Consider the following 26,170-nt stretch of genomic DNA (forward strand, 5'->3'; position numbering starts at 1 on the left):
CCATGGATCATACATACATCAGAAAAGTTTGTAATGGTGATACTGAAGCTTACAGGTATTTTCTAAAGGAATACAAAGACATGGCATTTTCCGTTGCACTTTCTGTTGTGAAGGATGAATTCATCGCTGAAGAAGTTGTACAAGATGCTTTTATGAAAGCATTTAGAGGCATGAATTCATTTAACTTTCAAGCCAAGTTCAGTACCTGGTTCTATCGAATCGTCACAAATGAAGCCTTTATGAGGTTGAATAAGATAAAAAAAGAGATTATGGTGTTTACAAGCGAATTTGAAGCAGATATTCCTGATGGGGAACTGATCAATCAGCTGCATCAGGATGAATATCGAGATCTCGTAAATGAAGCTTTAAAAATGCTTGCGCCAAAAGAAAGCCTCGTACTTAGACTTTTCTACCTTGAAGAAGAAAGTATAAAAGCGGTTTGCGAAATTACTGGCTGGACCAATTCGAATACCAAGGTTACTTTGCACCGCGCACGGAAAAGTATGCTCAAAGCCGTAAACCAATTGTTAAACAAACTTAACCAACACTAGTATGTCGACCACAGAAGAAACCTTTTTTCAAAGCATGATGGCAAAAAGCAGGGTTGATATGCCTTACAGCGATTTTGAAGACCGAATGATGCTCCGCATCCATAAAGAGATAACCTTCAAGAAGTCTTTACTAAAAGACTTAAACCTGTCTATCCTGTTTTTTATTCTTGGAACAGGACTCGGACTACTTATTTCGACGATGCTGGATGTATCCGGAAAAACTGTCGCTGGTATTTCAGGCCCCAATATGCTGATATTTTTTCAACTGCTCTTCGTAGCCTTTGTATTGATGCAGTCAGAAAAACTCATCAAATTATTTATCAAATCGAAAAAACTATAACTGAGTCATGAAAAAAATCATTTTTATAACCTTAATCTTTTCTGCTATATCAAGTTATGCGCAGGAAAAACTAATTATTAATTTTAAAGAGCAATCCTGGGAAACCACGCTTGCTACAGCTAAATCTACACACCAATTGGTATTTATCGATGTATTCACAGAATGGTGCGGACCCTGTAAAACAATGGATGGGGAGGTGTTTACCTTGCCAGAGGTTGCAAAAATATTTAATGAGAATTTCATCAATTTTAAACTTGATGCAGAAAAAGGAATTGGCCCCGCCATACTTAAAAAATATGGTGTGAGCTCCTATCCCACTTACTTATTTGTTGATAGTAATGGTACATTAATCTACAGCATGGATGGATCAATGCCACCAGCTACATTCATACAGCATGCTAAGAATGCTATTCGTGAATCTACTCAAGAACAAACTATCGCACAACTCGAATCAATTTATCCGCAACATCAGCGAGATAAGGGGTTTTTATACAATTACCTCAACCGTCTTACCAGACTCAAGCTTCCCACAACAGATCTCCTTGATCACTATGTAACGCTACTTTCGCCATCAGAACAGGCTGATCCAAAAACAATCCGTCTGATTACAGAGAATGGCGTGTGGTTAAATAGAAAACTACAATTAGGCCCTGCCCTCGCGGTACTTGAACGCAACGAAAGCATATTTAATAAGTTACAGGAAAATGATCCCCGCAGGGAGTCTTTAGCACATATCAAAACTGGTGCAATGGATGTATCGCTTCAAAAAGCCATCGCGAATAAAGATATGTCGTTATTCCAACTCGTTTCCAGGTTAAAAAAGGATACTAAAAGTGATCCTTTTGATAACAAACAAACCCTGGCAATGAAGTACTTTTTTGCGGTAAAAGATTATCCGGCTTACAAAAAAAATGCATCCGATTATATCAATCGAACCGTACTTAAAATACCTGCCGATACCCTGGTTAAAAATGACGCTGTAGTATACGCATCAATGAAATCAATCCCTGACGCCGAGTCTTACAAATATACCGCTTCCATAAAGGTCAGCAACACGATTATACATACTACTGAAGAGATGCTAAAAATCACCTTAAGTAAAAAAGAACTGCAGCAACTGAAAACTTGGACAGATGAAGCCCTTCGAATTACACAAACAGATCCCGCATACTATAAAAATGTAACTCCCTATTATCTGAACATCGATGCGCAGGTACTTTACAAAATGCATCAAAAAGAACAGGCAATCCAGCAAATGAAATCGGCAATTCAATTGGTCGCGGATAACGCATATGCTGTAAAAAAACTTCAGGAATTATTAACAAAAATGGAAGCTGATGAAATTATCTAAGCGCCAGCTTCAAAAGCCGACTTCATCAAACATTGATTGCTGAAGTCGGCTTTTATGCACCTACTCATACTTCAGCGCATCAACTGCATTTGCCTTAGCTACCTTAAAACTTTGCAGACTCACAGTCAGCCCAGCGATAACTAGTGATAACAAACCAGCAATGAGGAATGGCCAGGCTCCGATAGCAATCTTATAATCATAATTTTTCAACCATTTTTGAATTAATACAAATGCAACAGGAAATGCTATAATATTGGAAAGCAAAACCAATTTCATAAAATCTAAATTTAGTAAAATCAGTATGCTTCTTAAATCGGCTCCCAGCACTTTACGAATACTGATCTCCTTTTTCCTTTGTTCTGCCATATATAGTGCCAATCCCAATAATCCAAGGCAAGAAATAAAGATTGCAAAGCCACCAAATAAATTAGACAATACACTTAGGAGATGTTCTGTTTTTAAATGCTCCTCCATCCTGCTGCTCACAAACGTCAGCTCACCGGGATAGCCAGGATTTAACTGTTTATTCACTTCCTTAATCCGGTCAATTGAAAGGCTCGCAGCCTGGTTTGCACTAAGTCTCATCAATAACACATGTGTAATACTTGCATTGTTGAAGAAGAACGTTGGTTGCGCTGCCTTTCCAGCTTTTTCATTATAATAATCATCAACAACTCCAATAATGGTAAGCGGTGGGTTTTCTCCCCAGTGCACCACCGTACCTACGGGATTTTTCAACCCCATATGTTTTACCATAGATTGATTCACAAGAAGTGAAGTTGCTGTATCCGCTCTGAACTGTCGTGAAAAATCTCTCCCCGCTAGTACTTTGACACCTACCGTATTAGTAAAATCAAATCCAACACTCCGGTAACTCACAATCGACTTATCGTTCGCATCTTTGCCGGGCCAGCTGAAATTGCCAGTAATTGATCCCGAAGAACTAAAAGATTGAGCAAACTCTGTTGCAGAGCTAATTGCACCGCTACGGATTAACTCATCCTTGAAGAATTTTAGTTTCTCTGGCTTTTCTAACTCACCTTCCAGATCGAGTTGTACCAGATTGTCTTGCGCAAAACCCAGGGGTTTCTGTTTGATAAACTGAATTTGCGAATAAACTATGATTGCACATACGATCATGCAAATTGATAAGCTGAATTGTAAAACCACAAGTATTTTACGGATTGACAACGATGATCTGCCGCTGCCGTTAAAACCCTTGAGCACTTTAACAGGCATAAAGGATGATAAATAAAACGCAGGATAACTGCCAGCTAGTAACCCGGTAATTAAGGCCATTCCGAGCAGCGTGAGCCAAAAAAGAACGTTATTGTAGGCAATGCCTATGGAGATTCCAAGGAGGTTGTTAAAGTAAGGTAACGCAAGTTCGAGTAATGTAAAAGCTAACAGGATGGCAATACTGGAAAACAGCATCGACTCAAGTATAAATTGTCCCATCAGCGTTTTCCTCGATGAGCCAAGCGCTTTGCGCACCCCTACCTCGCGCGCACGTTTTTCCGAACGTGCGGTAGATAAATTCATATAATTGATACTGGCAATGAGTAACACGCAAAAAGCGAGAAACGCAAATAACCGAACCTGATCGATTTTTCCACCAATTGATTTTCCATTTTCAAACTCGCCATATAGATGTTGTTTCGAAAAGGGAAATAGGAATGCTTCCAACTGTGTATCCTTTTCATTTTCCTTAATCAATCTCCTTAGACCCAAATCTGTACTTTCGAAAAATCGCTTGTCTTTCAATTTAATTAATGTCGCACAAGTTATGGAGCCCCAACCATTATTTTTATCATCAGGATTTTCTGAGTCAAAGAAAGACCAGCTGGTTAAGGCATCGTACTTGATGCTTTGATTGTCAGGCAAATCTGCAACCACCGCAGTTACTTTTAAAAAGCGTTTGTTATTCCATTTCACCAACTGACCCATTGGGTTAACAGCGCCAAAAAGCTTTTTCGCAGTGGATGCAGTTAGTAAAACTCCTTCCGGTGTATTTAAGGCGGTTTCTGCGGATCCTGAAATAAAAGTATAATCAAAGATCCTCAGGAAGGATGGATCAACACTCAGTGCGTTTAACTTAAATCGATTTTCATCGTGACTAAAGAGCTTGTCACTACTGCTAAATGCGATGCGGGCAGTACTTTCAACGCCAGGAAGACTTTGTTGTGCTGCTGCAGCCAACTTATTAGGATTTGCTTGAGTGGTAATAAGCTTCCCATTAACATTAAGATTTATTTCACTATAGTATATCCGATCTATATCCTTGAATTGCTTATCGTAACTCCATTCGTAATTTACATATAGGAGCAAAATCAGGCAGCATGCCATACCTATCGCCAGTCCACCGATGTTGATCGCCGAAAATCCTTTGTGCTTCCAAAGATTCCTGAATGCTATTTTTAAATTGATGAAAAACATATCTTTAATTTTCTGAGCCAATTACGAATAACATGCCAATCAAACATACCATAGTTTAATCATCAAAAAAGGCACTATATGTTGTAAATATCTGTTATTTCCGTTCGTTATCGCACAAGTACCGTACAAAAACGTACAGATCTTTATTATCAAAGCCTATCCACCCTATTACAATTGGGAATCGATTTTAAGATTCCAGTATTAATAAATAAATTGCTCCTCCAAAACTGAATAGTTAAAACTTTGTATACCTTTATGCAATAACATTGCATTTAGATCTAAACCAAAAATTCATGAAAAAAACTTTACTGACTTTATCGCTATTCGCCCTCACCGCATTGGGGCTAAAAGCACAAAATCAACCCAGGTGGATGCAACAACCTGCGGTGTCGCCTGATGGCCAATGGATTGCTTTTGAATACAAAGGCAATATTTTCAAGGTGCCCGCAACTGGTGGAAGTGCAATTCCACTTACACTGGCAAGTTCTTACAATGGCTATCCAGTCTGGAGTCATGATAGTAAAAAAATTGCTTTTTCTTCAGATCGCTATGGTAATTTCGATGTATATGTGATCCAGGCCGCAGGTGGAGACGCAACAAGATTAACCTTCAATTCCGCGAAAGATATTCCTTATGATTTCTCCGCTGACGATCAAAAAGTAATCTTTGGTACAGATAGACATGATATATATACTTCGGCCAGATTTCCGGGTGACAGTTATTTCATGAAACTATACGAAGTTCCTGTGAAAGGTGGAAACAGTGCTCTGATCAATAGCGCTGGTACCGAAAATGTACATTATAACGCGAAAGGTGACCAGATTATCTTCCAGGATAGAAAAGGTTACGAGGATCCGTGGCGTAAACATCATACTTCAGCAGTTACCCGCGATATCTGGACGTATGATTTCAAAAATAACAGCTATCACAAGGTCTCTGATTTTAAAGGAGAAGATAGGGAGCCAGTATGGGGAAATGGTGACGATTTTTACTATTTGAGCGAACGCAATGGCAATCAAAACTTATTTAAATCTTCAATTGCCAACCCGGCACAGATAACTCAGATTACGAAGTTCGACAAAAATCCTGTCCGCAACTTGTCGCGTTCCACAAATGGAACACTTGTATTCACCTATAATGGAGATATCTATAGTTTGAAAGATGGCGGTCAGCCGCAAAAAGTCGCCATCAACTTCGAAGCAGATTTTGCTGCAGATCAGGTAGCTATCATGCCTGTCCGTGGCGAAGCTTCAGAGATGGCAGTCTCACCGGACGGCAAACAGGTAGCTTTCGTTTATCGCGGTGACATTTTCGTAACTGCTGCAGACGGTGCTACTACAAAAAAGATTACCAACACCCCGTATCAGGAAAGAATGGTACAATTTTCTCCTGATGGTAAATCTCTTCTATTTTCGGCAGAAAACGAGAAATCCTGGGACATCATGGAAGCAACTATCGTCAATAAAAACGAGCCTTACTTCTATGCTGCAACCGTCTTAAAAATAACGCCTGTTATTGCATCTGACAAAGATGAATTTCAGGGTGTATATTCACCAGACGGCAAGAAAATCGCTTATCTTGAAGAACGAAATGTACTGAAATCTTATACGATTGCCAGCAAAACATCAGCGTCGTTGTTACCTGAAGGCGTCAACTTCTCTTATTCGGATGGTGATCAATATTTCACCTGGTCGCCAGACAGCAAATATCTGCTCGCCCAATCAACAGAAGGTGGTGGCTGGTTCCAGAATGAAGTTGTACTGATTAAAGACGATGGCTCAGGCAAACGTGTAAACCTGACCAATAGTGGTTTCGGTGATTCTTATCCGCAGTTCGGTATGGATGGCAAAATGATGTATTGGCTAACTGATAAAGATGGGATGAAAAACCTTAGCCGGGGTTCGCAAGACGATATTTATGCCATGTTCTTTGATCAAAAAACCTGGGATAAATTCCAATTAAGTAAAGAAGATTTCGAATTACGCACTGAACAGGAGAAAAAAGATACAGCGGGTAAAAAACCTGAAATCGATAAATCTAAAACGGATAAAAAAACACCAGCTAAACCTGCAACGCCGGTTGAGCCTTTTGCACCGTACCTCAAAAACCTTGAGGATCGTACGCAGCGCTTAACAAACGCATCAACCAATATATCTGGCGTTAAACTTTCTAAAGACGGCGAGAAACTTTACTATTTAGCCAGATATGATAAAGGATTTGATCTATGGGTAACTACACTTCGTACTAAAGAGTCGAAAATCCTTGCTAAACTCGATGCCTCTGGTGCCGATTTGGAAATTACAAAAGATGGAAAGTTCCTTTTTGTGATGGCTAATGGAAGCATTATGAAAATTGGTGCCGATGACGGTAAGGTTACTCCTATACGCATCAATTCTGAGATGGAGCTTAAAGCGGGTGCTGAGCGGGCATATATTTTAGAACATACCTGGAAACAAGTAAAGAAGAAATTCTTCGACCCTAAATTGCAAGGCGTAGATTGGGATTACTATTATAGCAATTACAAGCAATTTCTCCCATACATCAACAATGACTATGACTTCCAGGTATTACTCAGCGAATTCCTTGGTGAGTTAAATGCCTCTCATACCGGTGGCAGATATAGTCCAAGCTTCCCTACTGGAGATGAAACTGCCGCACTAGGTTTAACTTACGACCTAAGCAAGACAAATGGCTTATATGTAAAGGAAATTATCCCCGGAGGTCCATTTGATAATGCCAGTACCAAAATGAAACCAAACATGGTGATTGATCAGATCAATGGCAATGCGATCAGCCCTGATGAAGACTGGGCAAAACTACTTAACCATAAAGCCGGTCAGTTTACTCTGATTAACTTCCACGATGCCAACGGCATCAAATATCAGGAGACTGTTAAACCAATTCGTCCGCGTACAGAAACCGGCACACTGCTATACAACAAATGGGTTAAACTCATGGAAAAATTAACAGATAGCTTGTCTGGAGGTAAAGTTGGTTATGTTCACGTCCGTAGCATGGACGATCCAAGTTTCCGTGTCACCTTTGATAAGGTACTTGGTAAGAATGGCAATAAAGAGGCACTGATCGTAGACTCTCGTTTTAATGGAGGTGGATGGCTGCATGATGACCTGGTAACTTTCTTAAGCGGAAAGATGTATTTCACGTTAAGACCCCAAGGACATGTGACCACTGGTGGTGAACCTTTAAATAAATGGAGTAAACCAAGTTGTGTACTGATGTCGGAAGGCAATTACTCAGATGCTTTTATGTTCCCTTATGCTTACAAAGCATTAGGCATAGGTAAACTAATCGGTATGCCGGTGGCAGGTACAGGAACCGCGGTATGGTGGGAAACTCAGATCAATAACCGCATTGTATTTGGTATTCCAATGATCGCAACTTACGGCCCTAATGAAACGCATGCCACTGAAAACCATCAGCTGGAACCAGATATTCAGATCTTGAACGAATACACCAAAGTGTTAGCCGGACAGGATCAACAATTGGAAGCAGCAGTAAAAGAAATGCTTAAAACAGTGAAGAAATAAAATAGCGCAACGGAATAACAGGTTGAGGGATGCAAGAATTGTATTCCTCAACTTATTCCATTGCTTTTTTGACTGCACGCGTCAAACGTATCCAGCTTATAAATTCTTAGTCAGACAATCTCTGAACATCTTGTCAAAACCATGCACCTGCAGGTTTTTACCGATAAACACAACCTTTGATTCTCTTAGCTCGTCAGGCAGCCAACGCTCGCCGAGATCGACAGCCAGGGATTTCCCGACAGTTTGAAGAATGATTTTACTCTCAAACCCTTCGCTATAAATGATTCCTTTAATCCGGTACACACTGGCTGATTGTAAAATCAGAAACACCATCATGCGGTGTTCAAGCAACGTAATGTCCATGCTTTGCGTATATCTCAACAAAATAGTCTCAATCTCAGAATGCTGGTGTTGCTGATGCAAACTACTTATTGCCAGAAGCGGCGCCGCTTTTGCCGGATCTCTGCTTATACTGAAAATACCCTTTGGTGTTACTGCTTGTGGACTGGCAGAGAAATTCAGTATTCTCTCCTGTTGAAAAAGTTGCTTAATCTTGTAGTCGTCTTTTGTACCGATGTATACAGTTGCAAAAGGATTAATGGATTTCAAAGTTGCCTGCAATTCCAATAGGTACTCTGGTGATACTTTTTCAGTTTTGTTTAGTAAGATCAGGTCGCTGAACACAAGCTGCTGCACCGCCTCCGCAGTCTCCCGCAACTGATCTTCTACCTGCTCCGCATCAACAACACAAATTACCCTTTTTAGGATATATCCACGTTTCACCTGCTCCATCGTTAGAAAAGGCTGTGCAATGTTCGCCGGATCAGCAATCCCTGTTGCTTCAATAATCAGATGATCCCATTGCTCCCGCTTATCCCAAAGCTCATTGAGCACTTCAAAGATGTCATCATTTAGCGAGCAGCACAAACATCCGTTATTCAGTTCAACGAGTTCGGTCGCACCTTTAACAACAAGTTCAGCATCAATACTCATTTCGCCAATCTCATTTTCCACGATAGCAAAACGTGTTTCTGTTTTCTGTGTGATGATCTGATTGAGTAACGTTGTTTTGCCCGCCCCTAAAAAACCGGTAAGTAGTGTAACTTCTTTAGCCATGTTAAATTCTTATAACTCGATCAGCAACAAACTATTTTAAGATAGACGTAGGCTTCTTGTTCTCGTCAATCGCCACAAAGGAAAAGGATCCTGTTACGGCCATCTCACGATGTTCAGAGTACATTTGCTCAACAAAGATATCTACTTTAACTTTTAAGCTGGTGTTTCCTACATGTGTTACCGTACCAATAAGCTCAACAATAGTTCCTGCAGGAATAGGTTTCGTAAAATCAATCCGATCACTGCTAACCGTAACCATTGTTTGTCTGCTAAAGCGTGTTGCAGTTATAAAAGCAACCTCATCCATCATCAACATGGCCGTTCCGCCAAAAAGTGTATCATAGTGATTTGTCGTATTAGGGAATACGGCTTTGAAAATACGGGTCTCTGAGGCTTTGATCTTATCGTCTATCGTCATTGATGAAATAGTAAAATGGGTATAAAGCACAACAGCCTGTATCGAGATACAGGCTGTTGTTATGAAAAATGCTTTTAATTATTTAGCAGTGTTTTTTTTCTCTGTTACTTCAGCACGGATGTCCTGAGCAAGCACTTTTAAATCCTGCATTGCTTTACGAACTCTTGTTCCTGCTGCACTGTTACCAGCGTTATAAAATTTCTCTGCATCAGCTTCAACTGAAGCTAACAATTCTTTCACTTTTGCAAATTTTTCCATATTTTGATTTTTTTAATTTGGTTTCAAATATAGGATAATTGGCAAATAAATAGCTACTGATGCCATTTAAATCTGTTTTCGCGTATAAATGCGCATAAAAAAAGGGCGCTATTTTTAGTAGCACCCTTTATATATACCTCGGCATTTATAAGATAAATAACCGTGGATTTGACTTTTTCCTTGATCCAACAGGGATAGCTGAGCGTGACTGAGCAGCATTTTTATAGCTCTCTACACCCTCGTCGCTAAACCTTTGGTCTTCAGACTTTTCCATCGAAGATTCTAACACCGTAGCATGTGAAGCGAAGAAGTGGCCTGCAGGATTTTCCGATTTTAATGTGTTTTTCATAGGATAGTTTTTTTATACCTCAAGAACAAGCTGGAAACACTAAAGTTTTTGCGAAAAAAAATATTTTGAAAAAATCTGGAAATCGTGACAAAAAAAAGATTTTTCGCACAAAAAAAGGCCCGGATTCACAGTCCGAGCCTTTTTATTTCTTAGAATTTACCTTATTTCACAGGTGCATTCGTTGTATCCTTCTTAACAGCAGGACCTTTTTTATCTAATAACTGATCAATACGTTGTACTACATCATTCACATCAAAAGGTTTACTGATATAATCATCTGCGCAAGCACCAGCACTTAATTGCTTACTTCTTGGGTTTGCAGACATCACGATTACCGGGATGTGTTTCGTAAACATATCGTTTTTAAGATCCGTGCAAATCTCAATCCCATTACCATCCGGGAGCATTACGTCAACCAAAAATAAATCTGGTAGAGAATCCCTTAATTTAGCCTTTAATTCACTAAAAGATGACGAGAGCTGTAGTTCATAGCCTTCATCTTTCAATAAATATTCAATTACATCCCTGATGTCGCTATCATCTTCAAGTACATGTATTCTTCTGATCATATTCAAATTTATGCTTAGTGTTTGATCTATACAAGCAACAATTTTGCCATAATTGCAAAATGACTGTTCAAACACAAATTAATTACAAGAAATGCCCTTAAGATGCCTTTAAGGACATTAGAGCTTTGGAAATTAATATTCTGTAGAGGCATTTGTTGTCTAATCTAAACAGATTGTTTACGATATCAACACATTTGCTAGCTACATATTAACTTAAATCCGATACTCCGGATATTCATCAGCTGAATTCCGGCTTCGTCTTTTAACATTTTCCGGATGTGTGACATGAACACATCCATACTTCGCGTATTGTAATAACTATCTTCGCCCCAAATAGTTTGCAACGCAACCTGCCTTTCTAAAATATTATTTTTTTGCTGTACCAGTAGTTCAAGTAAAGCCGCTTCCTTATAGGATAAACTGTATTCTCCAGCAGTGGTAACCAGTTTCTGAGTAACTGTGTCTAGCGTACATTTTCCAAAAATATATTGTTGTTGCTTTATTGGATGTCCGGTGTTTGTTTTACGCCCGTACCTTCCCAGCAATGCTTCCATTCTTGCCAGCAATTCGTCCATACTAAACGGTTTTTTCAGGTAATCATCTCCCCCACTTTTAAATCCCTTAACCACGTCTGCAGTCAGCGTTTTAGCACTTAGGAAAATTAGCGGGATATCCGGGTTCAGCAACTTAAACCGCGCTGCAACTTCATAACCATCCAAAACAGGCAACATAATGTCCAAAATGCAAATGTCAGGCTCAAAATCTTTAAACGCCTGCTCTGCCCTACCTCCATCTTTCACTAAGAGCAATTCATAACCGCTACTTTGAAGTCCGTCGCCAACGATTTGCGCTAGTGCTGGTTCGTCTTCCACATAAAGTACCTTATGACTCATCTACTGGTAAATTTAATATAAACATACAACCTTTTCCAACTTCACTCTTTAGCCGTACTGTTCCACCATGTTTACTGATAATTTCAGACACATAATTTAAGCCAAGGCCGGATCCCTTGATATCATGGGTGTCGCCTGTTGCTGGCACCCGAAAAAAGCGATCAAATACCTTATCCTGATAAATTGAAGCTATTCCTCCCCCATAATCCTCAAAACTGATTACGATATGTTCCTGATTTGAATTACAATTAATAGCTAGAACTGGAGCCGGACCGGCATACTTAAGCGCATTATCCATCAGGTTATAAAATACATGACTTAACTCAACAGGATCGCCTTCCAAAAAGCATGGTTCAGCTGATGGGGCAAAATTAATCTTCCCACCGTTTGCCGTAAACTGCAGATCCATTACCGCAATTACCTCCCTCAATGTCTGCTGTACATCGAATAATTCTACATGTCGAACTAAGGGGGCATCATTTTCGGCTTCCAGACTGAGCACCTTTTCAATCATCAGATTCAACCGCTGTAGTTCATGCCTGCTTATTTTTAGATAGTTTTTCAGTTTCTCAGGATCATTGATCAAGCCATATTTCTCTATAGATTCCAGGGCCACAGATACCGTTGCAACTGGTGTTTTCAACTCATGTGTCATATTGCTCGTAAAAGCTTGTCGTGCACCTGCATACAGCCGTTGATTACGCATCATGCGGAGCAACGCATAAAAGGCCCCTATTGTTAACAACAACATCATCACTGAAGAGATCAGGTAATATCGCATGCTATACAACACAGTATATCCAATATCAGGAACCAATAACTGGTATTTGTGCAGGTGTTTGAGATTATAGGAATAAGCCTTACTCACAAAATCTTTCTTGATCTTATTCGGTTTCGGCCCGTAAACAAGACTATTATCTGTGTAATCATAGATCCTGAAACTCGAAGAGTTCTTCAGTGGAATGGCCTCCAGTGCAGAATCTAAATCCTTATTGATTGCCAAAATCGATGTTTCCTCTATTATTTTAAGTTCCTTCTTACTTTCTTTGTTAAATGCACCTCTGGCCGGTTTCGGTGGCTTTTTTCCGGGATTTACAGGAAAAGAAAAACTTAGGCTAAGCTTCACGCTATCCTCCATAAAACCGTAACGGAAGTCACTATGCAGGCCTTGAACCTTCATATCATCAAACGACTGTCTCAATTGTATCCACTCAACCGAACTGAAAAAGCGCTTAAAACTTGCTGTAGGATGTATATTCTTTTGAACGCTCAGATACATATGTCGCTGTGCGGCATTTCTGACCGTGATTTCTAACTGTTCCTTTACCCTAACCTTCTGCGCCTGATAAAGTTGCTGCAGCCAGGCAAGTTGCAGCAATACCGTCACCAATACTGAGAAGATCACAAAAGGATAAATTAGCGGCTGTAGACTTTTTCTCATAAACAAACTTCAATCCTTACAATTGATTTCTTGTTACTAAGATGCTATTATTTATGTGGAAATAACCTTATTTAAAATGCGATTTAACTCTATTTAACTTTCCTTAACTCCCCTTTAGAAAGCAGGAATCTATGTTTGCTTCATGAAAACTTACACCCTCCTTATTATGATGTGCCTGCCTTTCCTGGCGCTTGCACAAAAGAAAAAAACAGATACAACGGAAGTAAAAAAACTTGATGAAGTTGCCATTAATGGTGTTAAGCCATTAATTGTCAGGAAAGCAGATCGACTGATTTTTAATCTGGAAAATAGTATTTCTTCTAGCGGAGGGAACGTATGGGACGCACTCACCAAAGTACCAAGTGTCCAGACTAATTTTGATGGTGGAATTACTGCCGGCAATAAGAGTGTGGTTGTTTATATGGATGGAAAACCTCTGCGACTATCCGGCGAAAACCTGGCCACTTATCTGCGTAGTCTTCCTGCTGATCAGATAGCCAGGATCGAACTGATCAGTAACCCGCCAGCCAGCTTCGACGCCGATGGCGGTGCTGTACTGCAACTGATCTCCAAGAAAAATAAAACGGATGGCCTCAACGTCACACTTAACGGCGCTTATACACAGGCCACTTATGGTAGCTCTACAGCCAGTACTATATTTAACTACCGCAAGGATAAGCTAAATATCTATGGAAATTACGGCTATAGTCGAAGGAAAAAGAAAGCAGGTGAAACAGAGTATATCATCTACGAAAGTCCAGACAACTATTCTTATTGGGACAACATTAAGGATGGCATTAGGTCTGGATCAGCAAATTCCTACAGAATGGGACTGGATTACGACCTTGATAAAAAACAGGTACTTGGTTTGTTGATCAACGGCTATAATGGTGACAATGAACGTACCAACAACGTAAGTACATCAATTTACAATGCGCATAGAAGCACTGCTGACTCCTTGTTAAAAACTAATAATAACTCTGGCGGAACCACAGATCAATATACTTTCAATGTTAATTATAAGCTGAAAACAGATACTATGACCGGTGGCCTAAACATTGACCTGGATTATGTACCATACCGTAGTCCAAGATTCCAGTCAGTAAACAACCTGTCCCTCCTTTCAGACGGAACACAAGCATCAAATCCCTACCGGATTAACACAACTTCAAATCAGAAAATAGATATCTGGTCGGTCAAAGCAGACTACGCATGGAAAATTAAGTCATTAAACATAGAGTCGGGTATCAAATACAGCGGTATCAGCACTAACAACAGCAACAAATATTACAATAATTCAAGTTCAACTCCTGTTTTTGTAGCAAATCGTAGCGACGATTTTATCTATGATGAAAACACCTCGGCAGCTTATTCCAGCATGGCTGGAAGTTCTGCAAAATGGGAATATCAGGTAGGTCTGCGTGCAGAATACACCCGCACCAAAGGGCATTCACTAACCTTAAATAGCATCCAGAAAAATAGTTATGTGAAACTATTTCCCACTTTATTTGCCGTCTATAAGTTAACTGATAATCATGACTTGAATTTCAGTTATGGCTACCGGATTTCTCGACCTGACTACGGCCGGTTAAATCCATTTAAATATTACACAAGTCCATATAGTTATATGGTTGGTAATCCAACGCTACAACCAGCTTTTATTCACAGCGCAGAGCTCGGATATACCTATAGAAAAGAGTATAACTTCAGTTTATTTTATCGCAATACCAGCGGTTATTTTAGTAATATAACTGTTCAAGACAACGAGAATAAGCTTTTTTATGATACGCAACAGAATTTAGAACTCAGCCTCACTACCGGATTTGCTATTTCAGCAGTTGTACGAATAGCAAAATGGTGGGAGATTAATAATTTTGTCCAGGGCACCTATAAACGAGAAAAATCAGGATACTTACAAGGAACTTATGATTATGATGTGGCAAGTATCTATGCGAATATGAATAATTCATTTAACATTCATAGCAAATCCGGACTTAAGGCTGAATTAAGTGGTTGGTATTCCTCTCCAACTATACAGGGAATCTATAAGTTGAATAGCACCTTCGATTTAAGCGCCGGGATCAGGCGGAATATCGCTAAAGGGAAAGGTACCATTCGTTTGGCTGCGACAGACTTGTTTAATGGAAATCCATACCGGATTGATGTCGACTATTTAAATCAACGTAACGGATTCAGAGAACAGACGGACACCAGAAGTGTAACCCTAAGCATGTCCTGGAAACTCGGCAACATAGTTGGCGCACCAAGAAAAAGAAATACAGGATCAGAAGATGAGAAAAAAAGAGCAGGCTATTAATTATTCTATGATTCTGCCGTCTTTTTCAGCTTTGCGTTTCATACCGGCTCCCAGAGCAACGCCAATGGCCACACCCAACGCGAGACCTAGCGCCAGGTTCTTAAAAAGCAAACCAAATGAAACACCCAATGCGATTCCGATTGGTAAAAATAATTGTCCGTAATGACGTGCAGGTACCAGTTGATATTTGCGCCCTACAAAACTTTTGAATTCAGCAAGCTCCTTACTATAAAGACCATAAGCCAACATTCCATCTTCACCACGAATTGGTATCCAGGTGATCAGCTGATCCAGCTTTTCACCAAACTCATCCAACTCCGTTTGCGTTTGGTGCTTGTCGGCAACCAGGTTAGTCACGTGTTTCAAATAAGGCAAATCAAGCTTAAATTTTTCGGCATCGGTCCAATCAAGAGTGCGGGCATTGATCTTTTCAGTAATTCTGGCTTTCCAAAGGTCTATAGTGTCATTCATAGGTTAACAGCAAATAAAAAGGCATTGTACGTGCGATTCCTCGCAAATACAATGCCTTCCTAAGCTTTACCCTTAATTTTTCTCAGGAATCTGTTCCAGTACCGCCAATAAATAACCCCAGAATTTCTTTACTGAAGAAATCTGAACCCGCTCATCAGGCGAATGTGCACCATGGATCGTTGGTCCAAAGGAAATCATATCCATACCTGGCAAATGCCCACCAATAATTCCGCATTCCAGTCCTGCGTGACAAGCCTCTACCTTGGGTTCAGCAGAAAAACACTCGGCGTATAACTTCACCATCAAGCGCAGAATATCAGAATCTGCATTGGGTTTCCAGCCCGGGTAATCTCCACCCTGCTGTACCGTAGCACCCATATTTTCAAATGCAGCACGAATGGAATTGGAAACATCAGTCTTAGTACTCTCCACGCTGCTACGCTGTAAAGACTGTGTCGTAAATAAACCCTCCTTGATCACTACCCTGGCCAAATTTGAAGACGCTTCTACCAGGTTAGCAATATCAGGACTCATGCGGAAAACACCGTTTGGCAATGCATAAATTGTATTAAGTACTTTAATCAGGTCTTCATGCGCCATCACGCTTAATGCAGCAGGAATAGCGAGAACAGAAATTTGCAAACCAGCTTCGATGGCCCGATATTCGGTTTTGATGATTTCAATAAACTCTGCCAGACTGCTTTGAAAATGTGCATCCTGATCAAGGGGGATAACAACTACCGCATTGGATTCTCTGGGAATAGCATTGCGCAAGCTTCCACCATCCAAACTACTTAATTGCAGGTTAACCTTTTGCACTAAACTATACAACAACCTGTTCATTAATTTATTGGCATTTGCCCTACCCTTATGAATATCCATCCCGGAATGACCTCCCATCAGTCCTTTGATCGTGATCTGGTAGCTTGTGCTCACCGTGTTGGCCGGCTGTGCATCGTAATTGTAACTGGTATTGGTATCAATACCACCAGCACACCCAATAGTCAGTTCGTCATCTTCTTCAGTATCAAGGTTCAACAAGATTTTCCCGGAAAAATTGGCTGGATCAAGTTCCTTCGCCCCTGTCATACCTGTTTCTTCGTCTATCGTAAACATTGCTTCCAATGCCGGATGAGCGATATCGGATGAAGCAAGTATGGCCATAATTGTTGCTACACCAATACCATTATCGGCGCCCAATGTTGTGCCTCTCGCCTTAACCCAATCTTCATCAACAAACATCTCGATGCCTTGAGTAGCGAAATCAAATTCTTTGTCCCCATTTTTCTGGTGCACCATATCTAAGTGAGATTGCAGAACTACCGTCTGACGATTTTCCATGCCTTTGGTTGCCGACTTTTTGATCACCACATTGCCGATCGCATCTTGTACAGTCTGAAGGCCAAGCTTTTTGCCAAAAGCAACCATAAATGCGATAACCTCGGCTTCTTTTTTAGAAGCCCGGGGAACAGCGTTTAAATCCGCAAAATTGTTCCAAAGTGATGATGGTTCTAAATTTCTGACTTCCATATCTGGTATAAATTAAGCCCGCTAACAATAGCAGGTAATTGTTTAAATTAATAATGGTCGCAAATTAAGGATTATCTGCCTTATATCTTGGCAATAGTTTTCCCAAGGTACCAGAACAGGTAACTGAAAACCGGTGCAGCAAAAACATCCATGGTATAATGGATATGCTGAATCAATAACAGCACGCCGAGTACAGCAGTGCCGACGAAGACAATGCGTTTTTGAACTTTATTTTCCAAACACAGTCCAATCAAACATAGTGTCGCTGTATGGCCAGAGAAGAATAAATCTTTCGTGATCACACTGGATCCATAAAAAAGAATGGAAAAAGGATCAGACATATGCATAAGTCCAACCGGTTCGCTCAGCGGAATTAAAGAGATCGTGATCATCCTGGCTAAGCACATAAATATGTAGCCCCAGAGTGCGGTTACACACATTTCAGTATGCCCAATCAACTGCCAGATGAAAAAGCCAATTGCGGGATAAAGCACCAGAAAAATCCAGTTTGATACATCCTCAGTTGGGATCGAACGCAAAACATAGTCGTTTACTACAAAACCGTCCCGACCCTGGATATAAAGAAAAAAATCAGGCAGTAAAAATAAGATCAGCCCCATAAAGAACAGTCCCAGAAGGAGTTTCACACGGAAGGCCGGTACATCCCAGGCAATTTGCCAGGATAAAATCTTTGACTGCATTACAATAATCTCAGCTTTAGCTTATATTTAGGTTACAAATATAAACACTGAATTAACAATCGCTTAACATTATGGGTTAAAATGAGATTAAAATTATGAATGTTTTAAAAATCGTTACCTTCAATTAAAGATTACAAAACCTATGACTAAATTCAGCCCTCAGATAGCCCGATACGCAGTAATATTGTTATTTCCACTCGCCTTCAGTCAGTGTAAACCGAAACCGCCAAAGGTGGAACGCGACCAAACCATTACACCAAAAAATGCCGTTACCAAGCTCTATGTGGATAGTGTACAAATGGAACAGTTCATTACTGAAGGTAAACTTGATGACAGTGCTGCTGTCAGGCTTCGCAACTTTTATAACAGCAGGAATTTCCAGTTCGCCTGGATCTCGGAACACGGACTTGCAGAACAAGCAAGATCATTTTCAGAATTGGACAAGCAATATATTAGCACTTCGCGTGACAGTACTGCTTTTGATCAGCAGCTGCACAAGCGTCTGGATAACCTGATTGATAAAGACACTACCATCCTTAAAGTTAGCCCGGCATTAGCGCAACTGGAGCTGCAGCTGACCGAACATTTCTTCAACTTCGTAACCAACGCATATGGTGGAAAGCTTAATCCAGCAGCATTACAATGGTTCATTCCGCGTAAGAAGGTCGATGCCGTCGCTTTACTGGATTCCCTTGTTGCTAAAAAAGGAAAAGATATCGACTCATGGGAACCTGTCAATGAATACTATAAAACATTAAATGCAGCTTTACTTAAATGGAACGGTCTGCAGAAACAAGGTAACTGGGAACCTATTCTGGCAGCAAAATCAAAATATAAGTTAAATGATTCAGATACTATAGTCCGAGCTATCAAATTGCGATTGGTACAATACGGCAATCTTGCTGCAACAGACACCTCAGGTTTATACAATGATTCTACTGTTATCGCTGTTAAGAGAGCACAGAAGCAGTTTGGTCTGGTGCAAACGGGCACTGCGGATAAGGTTTTAATTAAAGCTTTAAATGTACCAATTCAGCAACGTATTGAACAAATGCTCGTCAATCTTGAACGCATGCGCTGGATCCCGCTTTTTCCTGAAGATAAAGTGATCCTGGTAAATATCCCCGAATATAAACTCCATGTCTTTGAAGCGAAAAAAGAAGTAATCAATATGGGCATAGTAGTTGGGAAGTCTGCACACCAGACTGTCATCTTCAGCAATACCTTAAAAAACATTGTTTTTAGTCCCTACTGGAATGTGCCACCAAGTATTGTCAAAGCAGAGATCTTACCCAACATCCGACGCAATAGAAACTACCTGGCACAGAGCAATATGGAACAAAATGGAACGGCGGATGGTTTACCTGTCATCAGACAAAAACCAGGAAATAACAATTCTCTGGGCCGTGTTAAATTCCTCTTCCCTAACGTATATAACATCTATCTGCACGATACCCCGGCAAAATCTTTATTCCAGGAAAACGCAAGGGCATTTAGTCATGGTTGCATCCGTCTGGCGGCACCAAAACAACTGGCTAATTATTTGCTTACCGATCGTCCCGACTGGACCTCTGATAAAATTAATAAGGCGATGACCCTCAACAAAGAAACCTGGGTTACCTTAAAAAAACCTGTTCCAGTATTCATAACCTATTTTACCAGCTGGGTCAGCAAGGATGGGTCACTGAACTTCAGGGATGATATTTATGGACACGATGCAAAGATTCGTGCACAGTTATTCAAAACTAACTAAGCTGCAACTAATACCTGTTTTCTGGTACGGGCAATTAATGTCCAAGCAATAACGCCACCCGCAAAAGCAAGGAGACTACCCACCCAAACAGGTGAAGTATAATCGTAGCCAGCGATCAGGGGAAGACCACCGAGAAAAGCGCCCAAAGCATTGCCAATGTTAAAGCTGGCCTGACTCACCGCCCCCGCTATCATCTCAGATCCTTTCGCTGTATTGATCATCAGCATCTGGATTGGCGCAGCTACTGCGAAAGCTAAGGCGCCGGCAATAAAGGTCATAACCAAAGTAAACACTTGGTTAGTAGAAGTATAATGCATAATAAACAATGCAACAGACATTGCGAAAAGTAACACAAGACTTGCCTTTGCGGGAGAAATCTTATCGGCCATGATACCGCCAATGAAATTTCCGACAAACATCCCCAAACCGGCCAGTACCAGTATATAGGTGATGGTCTCAGATTTGAAGCCCGATACGTCGGTTAATAAAGGAGCGATGTAGCTGAACCAGGAGAATAGACCTCCCGTGCCAATCGCAATCATTGCAATAATCAGCCAGGCTTCAGGAAGTTTAAAGAAACTAAGTTCTTTTTTCAGATCTCTGTCCTTGGTTGCTGGCATAGCCGGCATCCACAGTTTAAGACTGAGTAATGTAATCAAACCAACGGCCACAATGATCACAAATGTATATCTCCAGCTGTAAGCATGGCCGATGTACGTGCCCAATGGCACCCCAATGATATTCGCTATGGTTAACCCGGCAAACATCATCGAAACTGACTGTGCTTCTTTCCCTTTTTCGGCAAGTCTGCTGGCTACTACTGATCCGACACCAAAAAATGCACCATGTGGTAATCCGGCAAGTAGTCGTGCCACTAACATGGAAATGTAATCGGGAGCAAAAGCAGAAAATGCATTAAAAGCTGTGAACATGATCATCAAAGCCAATAATATTTTTTTCGGAGGAAAGCTTCCCGCTATGGCAACCAACAGTGGCGCCCCGATCACAACACCTAAGGCATAGGCAGAAATCAAGTGCCCTGCCTGTGGGATACTGATATGTAAGTCGGCAGCAATATCAGGTAATAAACCCATCATTACAAATTCTGTGATGCCGATACCAAGACCGCCAAGTGTGAGCGCGAGCAAACTTTTCTTCATGGGAACAATTTAGATAGTGTAATATTTACACAATGCAAAATTAGGCTTTATAAATAACTAAAAGTCGGATTTAAGTCAAATCACGCAGTTTTAATCTTTATCTTCGCCGATTCAATTTTTCCCATGGAACCGAACACCACGCGCAAACCCATTTTGGCCCCTATACCGGCTGTAATTCTGGCTATCATTAGCGTTCAGGGTGGTGCGGCTATTGCCAAAGGTTTGTTTCCTGTAATAGGTCCTGCCAGCACGGCGTCGCTCAGGATCGGTATTTCGGCCTTGATATTATTGGCCGTAAACCGGCCAAATTTACGAATATTGACTGGTAAGCAATGGAAGGCCGTTATTCCCTACGGACTGATGCTTGGCGCCATGAATTTTGTATTTTACCTTGCTGCAGAACGCATTCCATTAGGACTGGCTGTTGCCTTAGAATTTGTAGGCCCCCTTCTTGTCGCAGTTCTGGGTTCTAAACGTAAAACCGATTACCTCTGGGTAGTACTTGCCGCAGGAGGAATTGCCTTGATTGCACCGTGGACGGCTAAAGGCCTGGACCCGATGGGCGTAGGCCTTGCATTACTTGCCGGCGCCTTCTGGGCAGGTTATATTATCATGGGATCTGCTGTGTCTAAAGTAATATCCGGGGGGACTGCTGTAACGGTCGGCATGCTCGTTGCTTCTATCATCATCGTTCCTTTTGGTGTGGCAAGTGGTGGCTTCGAAAAGCTTACCCTTGGCCTTTCGCTCTCTGGCATTGCCCTGGCATTACTTTCAAGTGCCATCCCATTCAGCCTGGAGATGAGCGCATTGCATAAACTACCAAAGAAAACATTCGGTATCCTGATGAGTCTGGAGCCGGCAGCAGCAGCGATCTGTGGCTTGATATTTATTCACGAGGTGCTGTCTTTAAAAGAGTGGATCGCCGTAATGCTGATTGTACTGGCAAGTTTGGGCGCCGCACTCACCGCAAAGACTCAAAAAGATCAGTAAACAAAACCTTTCCGGAAGCTGTTGTTTAGGGAACATAACTCTATCGACATGAATTACGACGAAACTACAGATCCGCAAAAAGACCCTAAAGCGCAAATTCCAGAAGAAGACCGTGAATATTTACGTAAAGCAGAGGACGAATTGCCTGACGCGAATGTATCGGCAGACAATGACGAAAATCAAGTTGAAGATCATATAACAGGCGATATGCATCCAACTTCCAGGACAGAAACGTCTCAGGAAGAAAAAAACGCTGAACAGGAAGATTAGCTATAAAAGGTCATTCGCTAAATTCGCAAGTTCGCTGCGCTCTCCTTTTTCCAGCGTGATGTGCGCATAAAGGGGATGATCTTTTGCATGCTCAATCAAATAAGAAAGCCCGTTGCTCTCTGCGTCAAGATATGGCGTGTCTATTTGGTAAATGTCTCCCGTAAAAACAATCTTGGTACCCTCTCCCGCCCTGGAAATTATCGTTTTAATTTCGTGTGGCGTCAGGTTTTGTGCCTCATCCACGATAAAAAAGATCCGGCTAAGGGTTCTGCCCCTGATATAGGCTAACGGAGCAACAACAATCTTTTCTGTATTGACAAACTCATCAATACGGGCTTGCGACTTCATATCTGCGTGTTGTTCCTTAATAAAACGGAGATTATCCCATATCGGCGCCATATAAGGATCCATCTTTGATTTAATGTCACCAGGCAAAAAGCCCAGATCCTTATTGCTCAGCGGCACCACAGGCCGGGTAATGTATATTTGCCTATACAGCTTGCGTTGTTCAAGGGCCGCAGCTATAGCAAGCAACGTCTTCCCTGTACCCGCTTTACCCTGTATGGTGATCAATTTTAAGTCGGGATTTAGCAAAGCATGAATGGCAAAAGACTGCTCGAAGTTTCTTGGAGTGATGTGAAATACCGGCTGCGATTTAACTGCATCCAGCTGTTCTTTTGCGGCATTGTAATATGCCATAGCTGTTTTGCGACCGTGTTTTAATAAAATAAACTTATTACTTGCTGATGCCGACATGTCCAATGTTTCTGTGCTAATGGAGCCGGCAGACCTCAGTTCCAGAAATAGTTCTTCAGGCAGCTTAGCCATAGTAGTCTGCCCGGTATACAACTCATTCAGGTTTTTCACTTTTCCCGTTTCGTAATCCTCCGCAAAAAGATCCAATGATTTTGCTTTTAGGCGCAGGCAGATATCTTTTGAAACAAGCACAACCTGCTTATCCGGAAATTCTTGTTTCAAGCCTAGTGCGGAGTTCAATATTCGGTGATCGATCTTTCCTGCCCCAAAAACCTGCTCTGCATTTACCTGCCCTGGATGGTTGTCCATAACAACTTTGAACCGCCCCTCATTGGTTCCCGCAATTGGGTTCCACTGATTCATAATCTGATTGCCCGATGCCTGATCAATCAAGCGTATAAAACTGCGCGCTTCTGCATTACGCGTCTCGTTGCCAGTCTTCATATTGTCTAATTCTTCCAATACCTGAATTGGAATGGCAACATCATGTTCCTGAAAGTTACTAAAAGCAGTATGATCATATAAGATCACTGAAGTATCCAGGACAAAGATTTTTTTTTGCGTGGATGGACGCCGGGCAGAGGTTTTACGCATAACATTTAAAATTAATGAAAATATGCGTTTGTTGATGATATATGATCAATAATGCTGTTGCTTTATAAATATAAGCAGTTAATAAACTGATAATCTGAATGTATTAGTTCCTAATATCCTTTCAATATTAACTGATACTTGCTCTTGTCTGAAGAAAAAGATGAAACTATTAAAACCAAATGATTATGTCGGCTCTTATCATGGTGATTCTTGTTATTTGAATAATTTCGAAATTTAAAATCCGTTGTACTAGTCTTTAATACAACGAACGGAATAGCCTTTTGAAAAACGCTGCACAGAACCAAAAATACCACTAGAACTGGCGCTAATCCCCTTCCAACCAGCCAACTTACTGTCTTTGTAAACTGTGGACGTCCAGAAAAAAGCCTCATCATTAAGATATGCAAAATATCCTTTTGTGCCCGCACGGGGATTGCCCGAAGTTCTAAATCCCCCTGGCAATGCTGAAAAACCAGCCACGTTGGCAGCCGGCTGTTTCCATCCGGTGCTTTTAATTAATTTATGCTCAGCACCTGCTTTATTTAACACCACGAATTTTGACTGATCGGTAGCGATCTCCAAGAAATTCTCTAACACTTTCCATTCCTGCTCAGAAGGAAGATGCCAGCCCGGTGGACAAGCAGTTTTGGCGGCAAGGAAACTATACAGTACTCCATACGTTTCATAAGTCAACATTTCTTTTGCTTCTGAAACATTAGTACCGTCATACCCATATACATAAAAAGCAGGCTTAGTTTCTCCGTCAATGTCCGTTTGATCATCGGGTCCAACCACTGAGGGAAGATATGCCAGATTTTCGGACATCCAGGTCTGATCACCAATTTTTATGGTTTTATAGACATGGCCATCTCTTGGATCTGTGAAGGTCGACTCCCGTTCAGCTGTGGCAACGTAACCAGGAAACAGCAAAAACAAAACAGGCAAGGTGATGATGACGTTAAATCCTTTTAATTTCATATAGAGCAAATTAGCTTGGCTAAAATATACAAAAAAAACACAGAACTACGAATGTTTCGTAAATAATTAACTAAAACAGCTAGCATAAGCTAGCTCCATCTAGAGGATCATAGCAAGCTTTGCTCTATTTACAGTGTATATTGATTAAATTGAGTCCATTATTCTCTTGTGCTAATCCTGTGGCTACTGCTCCTATGGATTCGACAACAAAAGCAGATTTGATATGAACATTTAATGAAAGTGCTAAATGCCTAAGGTCTGTGGCTCCCGCGGGCAACTTCAGTGTGACAATGACATCCTTCCCGCGCTGTTGATATGATATCATTGTGCGATCCCTCAACCACAGGTATTCATAAACCTCCTGCCACGGAGCCATCCAGATTTGATCTGAACCGGCCCGGCCATATTTTTTTTCTATGGAAGTCATATAATATTTGAATTCTGGATAAAGCATACTGATTCCCCAAAGATTTCCGTTCCCAACGCTGTGCGTAAACTCATTATACCAAATGGCTTTAGGGTCCTTCATCAGAGAATCCAGCCGTTTTAAACTTCGATCTACTGCTGCCAGGTTAACATTTCCTTGATCACTTTGAACAAAATTGCGCGCATAAATCATGTTATTAAGATTTACAGGCTTGTCAACTAGGATTATTGGTCCTTTACCAATATAAGATGCCACAGATACTGCGCCAGTCACAAAAGCATCTTTTTCATATTCATGCTCATACCCAGCATCATGTTCCCCACCTGGCACCACGAAATGCGTCATGGCAAAACCAAGTTTTTCCGTTATGAACGCTTTGTTCTGGAACACCTCTTCATAAAAATCCGTGCCATGCTTAGTACGGTGGTAATACCCATGATTTAAAAGATCCCATCCCGATTCAAACATTTCTTTAACTTCAGCCAGGGATAGCCGTCCACGATTTTTTAATGTGTCCTGCAGCAACCCGGCGTTAACAGCAACAGCCAGTTTGAATGGAACCTGATTGCCGCAACCATCTGAAAAATGCAGGCCTGGACCATGCAATCCGTCTCCACCCTGGTCACTGTGATATACGTCTGGCAGCGATGAGCTTACTTCACCCCCGTTCAGCAGCTTAAATGCCGTAGCATACGCAGATCGGTACCCATCGTCGAGTGTAAAACTAAAAGCCAGATGTTTGTTATATTTCAACGGAGCTAAGCTAATTTTAAAGGGCTCTGCAGATTTGAGCCTTATTTTGATCCGTATCGTCTTATGATCGTCAGGGTTCGACCCTACAGCTAATTCGTTTGCATATAGTGGTTGAATGCTGCCACCGATTAACAATGAACAAACCATCATCCTGATTATCGTCAACACACCTATTTTCATACTTGATTTTTAACTCGTTA

Annotated in this window: 23 protein-coding genes; 8 read left to right on the forward strand and 15 right to left on the reverse strand. The window is 41.0% G+C overall.

What is annotated here, in order from left to right; all coding sequences use genetic code 11:
* The first annotated feature begins 2 nt into the window (after positions 1-2).
* From CLV32_RS01160 to CLV32_RS01170, 3 genes are read left to right on the forward strand one after another with little or no spacing between them, the layout of a single operon-like run.
* Entirely contained in the window at positions 3-551 is a 549-nt protein-coding gene (locus CLV32_RS01160; protein ID WP_133551551.1) for an RNA polymerase sigma factor, read from the forward strand.
* 1 nt (position 552) lies between these two features.
* Positions 553-891, forward strand: a complete 339-nt coding sequence (locus CLV32_RS01165) for a hypothetical protein (RefSeq protein ID WP_133551553.1) — start codon at positions 553-555, stop codon at positions 889-891.
* Between the two features lie 7 nt (positions 892-898).
* Positions 899-2,242, forward strand: a complete 1,344-nt coding sequence (locus CLV32_RS01170) for a thioredoxin family protein (protein WP_133551555.1) — start codon at positions 899-901, stop codon at positions 2,240-2,242.
* Positions 2,243-2,302: 60 nt separating this feature from the next.
* On the opposite strand, the gene CLV32_RS01175 is transcribed toward CLV32_RS01170, so the two are convergent.
* Positions 2,303-4,678: an ABC transporter permease gene (locus CLV32_RS01175; protein ID WP_133551557.1), complete on the reverse strand. Its 2,376-nt coding sequence runs from the start codon at positions 4,676-4,678 to the stop codon at positions 2,303-2,305.
* 293 nt (positions 4,679-4,971) lie between these two features.
* Between CLV32_RS01175 and CLV32_RS01180 the strand changes: the two genes are divergently transcribed.
* Positions 4,972-8,226, forward strand: coding sequence for a S41 family peptidase (locus CLV32_RS01180; RefSeq protein ID WP_133551559.1), 3,255 nt, complete (start codon positions 4,972-4,974; stop codon positions 8,224-8,226).
* A gap of 96 nt (positions 8,227-8,322) precedes the next feature.
* On the opposite strand, the gene CLV32_RS01185 is transcribed toward CLV32_RS01180, so the two are convergent.
* The 7 genes from CLV32_RS01185 to CLV32_RS01215 all read right to left on the reverse strand — a co-directional run bounded on the left by CLV32_RS01185 (position 8,323) and on the right by CLV32_RS01215 (position 13,270).
* Positions 8,323-9,342 carry a CobW family GTP-binding protein gene (locus tag CLV32_RS01185; protein ID WP_133551561.1) on the reverse strand — a complete coding sequence of 340 codons (1,020 nt, stop codon included), beginning with the start codon at positions 9,340-9,342 and terminating at the stop codon, positions 8,323-8,325.
* Positions 9,343-9,373: 31 nt separating this feature from the next.
* A complete protein-coding gene (locus CLV32_RS01190; RefSeq protein WP_133551563.1) occupies positions 9,374-9,760 on the reverse strand; it encodes an acyl-CoA thioesterase in 387 nt (128 codons plus the stop codon).
* A 78-nt stretch (positions 9,761-9,838) separates the two neighbouring features.
* Positions 9,839-10,018: a histone H1 gene (locus CLV32_RS01195; RefSeq protein WP_133551565.1), complete on the reverse strand. Its 180-nt coding sequence runs from the start codon at positions 10,016-10,018 to the stop codon at positions 9,839-9,841.
* A 145-nt stretch (positions 10,019-10,163) separates the two neighbouring features.
* A complete protein-coding gene (locus tag CLV32_RS01200; RefSeq protein WP_133551567.1) occupies positions 10,164-10,367 on the reverse strand; it encodes a hypothetical protein in 204 nt (67 codons plus the stop codon).
* Positions 10,368-10,528: 161 nt separating this feature from the next.
* Positions 10,529-10,936, reverse strand: coding sequence for a response regulator transcription factor (locus CLV32_RS01205; RefSeq protein WP_133551569.1), 408 nt, complete (start codon positions 10,934-10,936; stop codon positions 10,529-10,531).
* Between the two features lie 197 nt (positions 10,937-11,133).
* Entirely contained in the window at positions 11,134-11,829 is a 696-nt protein-coding gene (locus CLV32_RS01210) for a response regulator transcription factor (protein WP_133551571.1), read from the reverse strand.
* Positions 11,819-13,270, reverse strand: coding sequence for a sensor histidine kinase (locus CLV32_RS01215; protein WP_133551573.1), 1,452 nt, complete (start codon positions 13,268-13,270; stop codon positions 11,819-11,821). Before CLV32_RS01215 ends, CLV32_RS01210 begins: the two co-directional genes overlap by 11 nt.
* Before the next feature lie 142 nt (positions 13,271-13,412).
* Between CLV32_RS01215 and CLV32_RS01220 the strand changes: the two genes are divergently transcribed.
* Positions 13,413-15,587, forward strand: a complete 2,175-nt coding sequence (locus CLV32_RS01220) for an outer membrane beta-barrel family protein (protein WP_133551575.1) — start codon at positions 13,413-13,415, stop codon at positions 15,585-15,587.
* On the opposite strand, the gene CLV32_RS23215 is transcribed toward CLV32_RS01220, so the two are convergent.
* The 3 genes from CLV32_RS23215 to CLV32_RS01235 form a co-directional block, all read right to left on the reverse strand.
* On the reverse strand, positions 15,588-16,058 hold the full coding sequence (locus tag CLV32_RS23215) for a hypothetical protein (protein ID WP_208110932.1): 471 nt from the start codon (positions 16,056-16,058) through the stop codon (positions 15,588-15,590). It lies immediately after the preceding gene.
* 72 nt (positions 16,059-16,130) lie between these two features.
* Positions 16,131-17,588 (reverse strand): aminoacyl-histidine dipeptidase, encoded by a 1,458-nt coding sequence (locus tag CLV32_RS01230; RefSeq protein ID WP_133551577.1) that lies wholly within the window; start codon positions 17,586-17,588, stop codon positions 16,131-16,133.
* Between the two features lie 80 nt (positions 17,589-17,668).
* The gene (locus CLV32_RS01235; protein WP_133551579.1) at positions 17,669-18,289 is read right to left on the reverse strand and encodes a phosphatase PAP2-related protein; all 621 of its coding nucleotides are present in this window, start codon (positions 18,287-18,289) and stop codon (positions 17,669-17,671) included.
* A gap of 142 nt (positions 18,290-18,431) precedes the next feature.
* On the opposite strand from CLV32_RS01235, the gene CLV32_RS01240 reads away from it, so the two are divergent.
* Positions 18,432-20,042 carry a L,D-transpeptidase family protein gene (locus CLV32_RS01240; RefSeq protein ID WP_133551581.1) on the forward strand — a complete coding sequence of 537 codons (1,611 nt, stop codon included), beginning with the start codon at positions 18,432-18,434 and terminating at the stop codon, positions 20,040-20,042.
* On the opposite strand, the gene CLV32_RS01245 is transcribed toward CLV32_RS01240, so the two are convergent.
* Complete coding sequence (locus CLV32_RS01245) at positions 20,039-21,202, reverse strand: MFS transporter (protein WP_133551583.1); 1,164 nt, start codon at positions 21,200-21,202, stop codon at positions 20,039-20,041. The two genes, CLV32_RS01240 and CLV32_RS01245, sit on opposite strands and share 4 nt — an antisense overlap.
* Before the next feature lie 123 nt (positions 21,203-21,325).
* Between CLV32_RS01245 and CLV32_RS01250 the strand changes: the two genes are divergently transcribed.
* The gene (locus CLV32_RS01250; RefSeq protein WP_133551585.1) at positions 21,326-22,192 is read left to right on the forward strand and encodes an EamA family transporter; all 867 of its coding nucleotides are present in this window, start codon (positions 21,326-21,328) and stop codon (positions 22,190-22,192) included.
* A 48-nt stretch (positions 22,193-22,240) separates the two neighbouring features.
* Positions 22,241-22,462 carry a hypothetical protein gene (locus tag CLV32_RS01255; RefSeq protein ID WP_133551587.1) on the forward strand — a complete coding sequence of 74 codons (222 nt, stop codon included), beginning with the start codon at positions 22,241-22,243 and terminating at the stop codon, positions 22,460-22,462.
* On the opposite strand, the gene CLV32_RS01260 is transcribed toward CLV32_RS01255, so the two are convergent.
* From CLV32_RS01260 to CLV32_RS01270, 3 genes are all read right to left on the reverse strand, one after another.
* A complete protein-coding gene (locus CLV32_RS01260; RefSeq protein ID WP_133551589.1) occupies positions 22,463-23,812 on the reverse strand; it encodes a PhoH family protein in 1,350 nt (449 codons plus the stop codon). It abuts the gene before it with no gap.
* 249 nt (positions 23,813-24,061) lie between these two features.
* Positions 24,062-24,790 carry an FISUMP domain-containing protein gene (locus CLV32_RS01265; RefSeq protein WP_133551590.1) on the reverse strand — a complete coding sequence of 243 codons (729 nt, stop codon included), beginning with the start codon at positions 24,788-24,790 and terminating at the stop codon, positions 24,062-24,064.
* Positions 24,791-24,914: 124 nt separating this feature from the next.
* Positions 24,915-26,150, reverse strand: a complete 1,236-nt coding sequence (locus CLV32_RS01270) for a polysaccharide deacetylase family protein (RefSeq protein ID WP_133551592.1) — start codon at positions 26,148-26,150, stop codon at positions 24,915-24,917.
* Positions 26,151-26,170 lie beyond the last annotated feature (20 nt).

It is taken from the genome of Pedobacter duraquae (assembly GCF_004362245.1).
GTDB lineage: Bacteria > Bacteroidota > Bacteroidia > Sphingobacteriales > Sphingobacteriaceae > Pedobacter > Pedobacter duraquae.

What these genes read in the sequence shown, in the direction of transcription:
- CLV32_RS01160 (WP_133551551.1), top strand. Translation starts at nt 3, where the DNA reads ATGGATCATACATACATCAGAAAAGTTTGTAATGGTGATACTGAAGCT.
- CLV32_RS01165 (WP_133551553.1), top strand. Translation starts at nt 553, where the DNA reads ATGTCGACCACAGAAGAAACCTTTTTTCAAAGCATGATGGCAAAAAGC.
- CLV32_RS01170 (WP_133551555.1), top strand. Translation starts at nt 899, where the DNA reads ATGAAAAAAATCATTTTTATAACCTTAATCTTTTCTGCTATATCAAGT.
- CLV32_RS01175 (WP_133551557.1), bottom strand. Translation starts at nt 4,678, where the DNA reads ATGTTTTTCATCAATTTAAAAATAGCATTCAGGAATCTTTGGAAGCAC.
- CLV32_RS01180 (WP_133551559.1), top strand. Translation starts at nt 4,972, where the DNA reads ATGAAAAAAACTTTACTGACTTTATCGCTATTCGCCCTCACCGCATTG.
- CLV32_RS01185 (WP_133551561.1), bottom strand. Translation starts at nt 9,342, where the DNA reads ATGGCTAAAGAAGTTACACTACTTACCGGTTTTTTAGGGGCGGGCAAA.
- CLV32_RS01190 (WP_133551563.1), bottom strand. Translation starts at nt 9,760, where the DNA reads ATGACGATAGACGATAAGATCAAAGCCTCAGAGACCCGTATTTTCAAA.
- CLV32_RS01195 (WP_133551565.1), bottom strand. Translation starts at nt 10,018, where the DNA reads ATGGAAAAATTTGCAAAAGTGAAAGAATTGTTAGCTTCAGTTGAAGCT.
- CLV32_RS01200 (WP_133551567.1), bottom strand. Translation starts at nt 10,367, where the DNA reads ATGAAAAACACATTAAAATCGGAAAATCCTGCAGGCCACTTCTTCGCT.
- CLV32_RS01205 (WP_133551569.1), bottom strand. Translation starts at nt 10,936, where the DNA reads ATGATCAGAAGAATACATGTACTTGAAGATGATAGCGACATCAGGGAT.
- CLV32_RS01210 (WP_133551571.1), bottom strand. Translation starts at nt 11,829, where the DNA reads ATGAGTCATAAGGTACTTTATGTGGAAGACGAACCAGCACTAGCGCAA.
- CLV32_RS01215 (WP_133551573.1), bottom strand. Translation starts at nt 13,270, where the DNA reads ATGAGAAAAAGTCTACAGCCGCTAATTTATCCTTTTGTGATCTTCTCA.
- CLV32_RS01220 (WP_133551575.1), top strand. Translation starts at nt 13,413, where the DNA reads ATGAAAACTTACACCCTCCTTATTATGATGTGCCTGCCTTTCCTGGCG.
- CLV32_RS23215 (WP_208110932.1), bottom strand. Translation starts at nt 16,058, where the DNA reads ATGAATGACACTATAGACCTTTGGAAAGCCAGAATTACTGAAAAGATC.
- CLV32_RS01230 (WP_133551577.1), bottom strand. Translation starts at nt 17,588, where the DNA reads ATGGAAGTCAGAAATTTAGAACCATCATCACTTTGGAACAATTTTGCG.
- CLV32_RS01235 (WP_133551579.1), bottom strand. Translation starts at nt 18,289, where the DNA reads ATGCAGTCAAAGATTTTATCCTGGCAAATTGCCTGGGATGTACCGGCC.
- CLV32_RS01240 (WP_133551581.1), top strand. Translation starts at nt 18,432, where the DNA reads ATGACTAAATTCAGCCCTCAGATAGCCCGATACGCAGTAATATTGTTA.
- CLV32_RS01245 (WP_133551583.1), bottom strand. Translation starts at nt 21,202, where the DNA reads ATGAAGAAAAGTTTGCTCGCGCTCACACTTGGCGGTCTTGGTATCGGC.
- CLV32_RS01250 (WP_133551585.1), top strand. Translation starts at nt 21,326, where the DNA reads ATGGAACCGAACACCACGCGCAAACCCATTTTGGCCCCTATACCGGCT.
- CLV32_RS01255 (WP_133551587.1), top strand. Translation starts at nt 22,241, where the DNA reads ATGAATTACGACGAAACTACAGATCCGCAAAAAGACCCTAAAGCGCAA.
- CLV32_RS01260 (WP_133551589.1), bottom strand. Translation starts at nt 23,812, where the DNA reads ATGCGTAAAACCTCTGCCCGGCGTCCATCCACGCAAAAAAAAATCTTT.
- CLV32_RS01265 (WP_133551590.1), bottom strand. Translation starts at nt 24,790, where the DNA reads ATGAAATTAAAAGGATTTAACGTCATCATCACCTTGCCTGTTTTGTTT.
- CLV32_RS01270 (WP_133551592.1), bottom strand. Translation starts at nt 26,150, where the DNA reads ATGAAAATAGGTGTGTTGACGATAATCAGGATGATGGTTTGTTCATTG.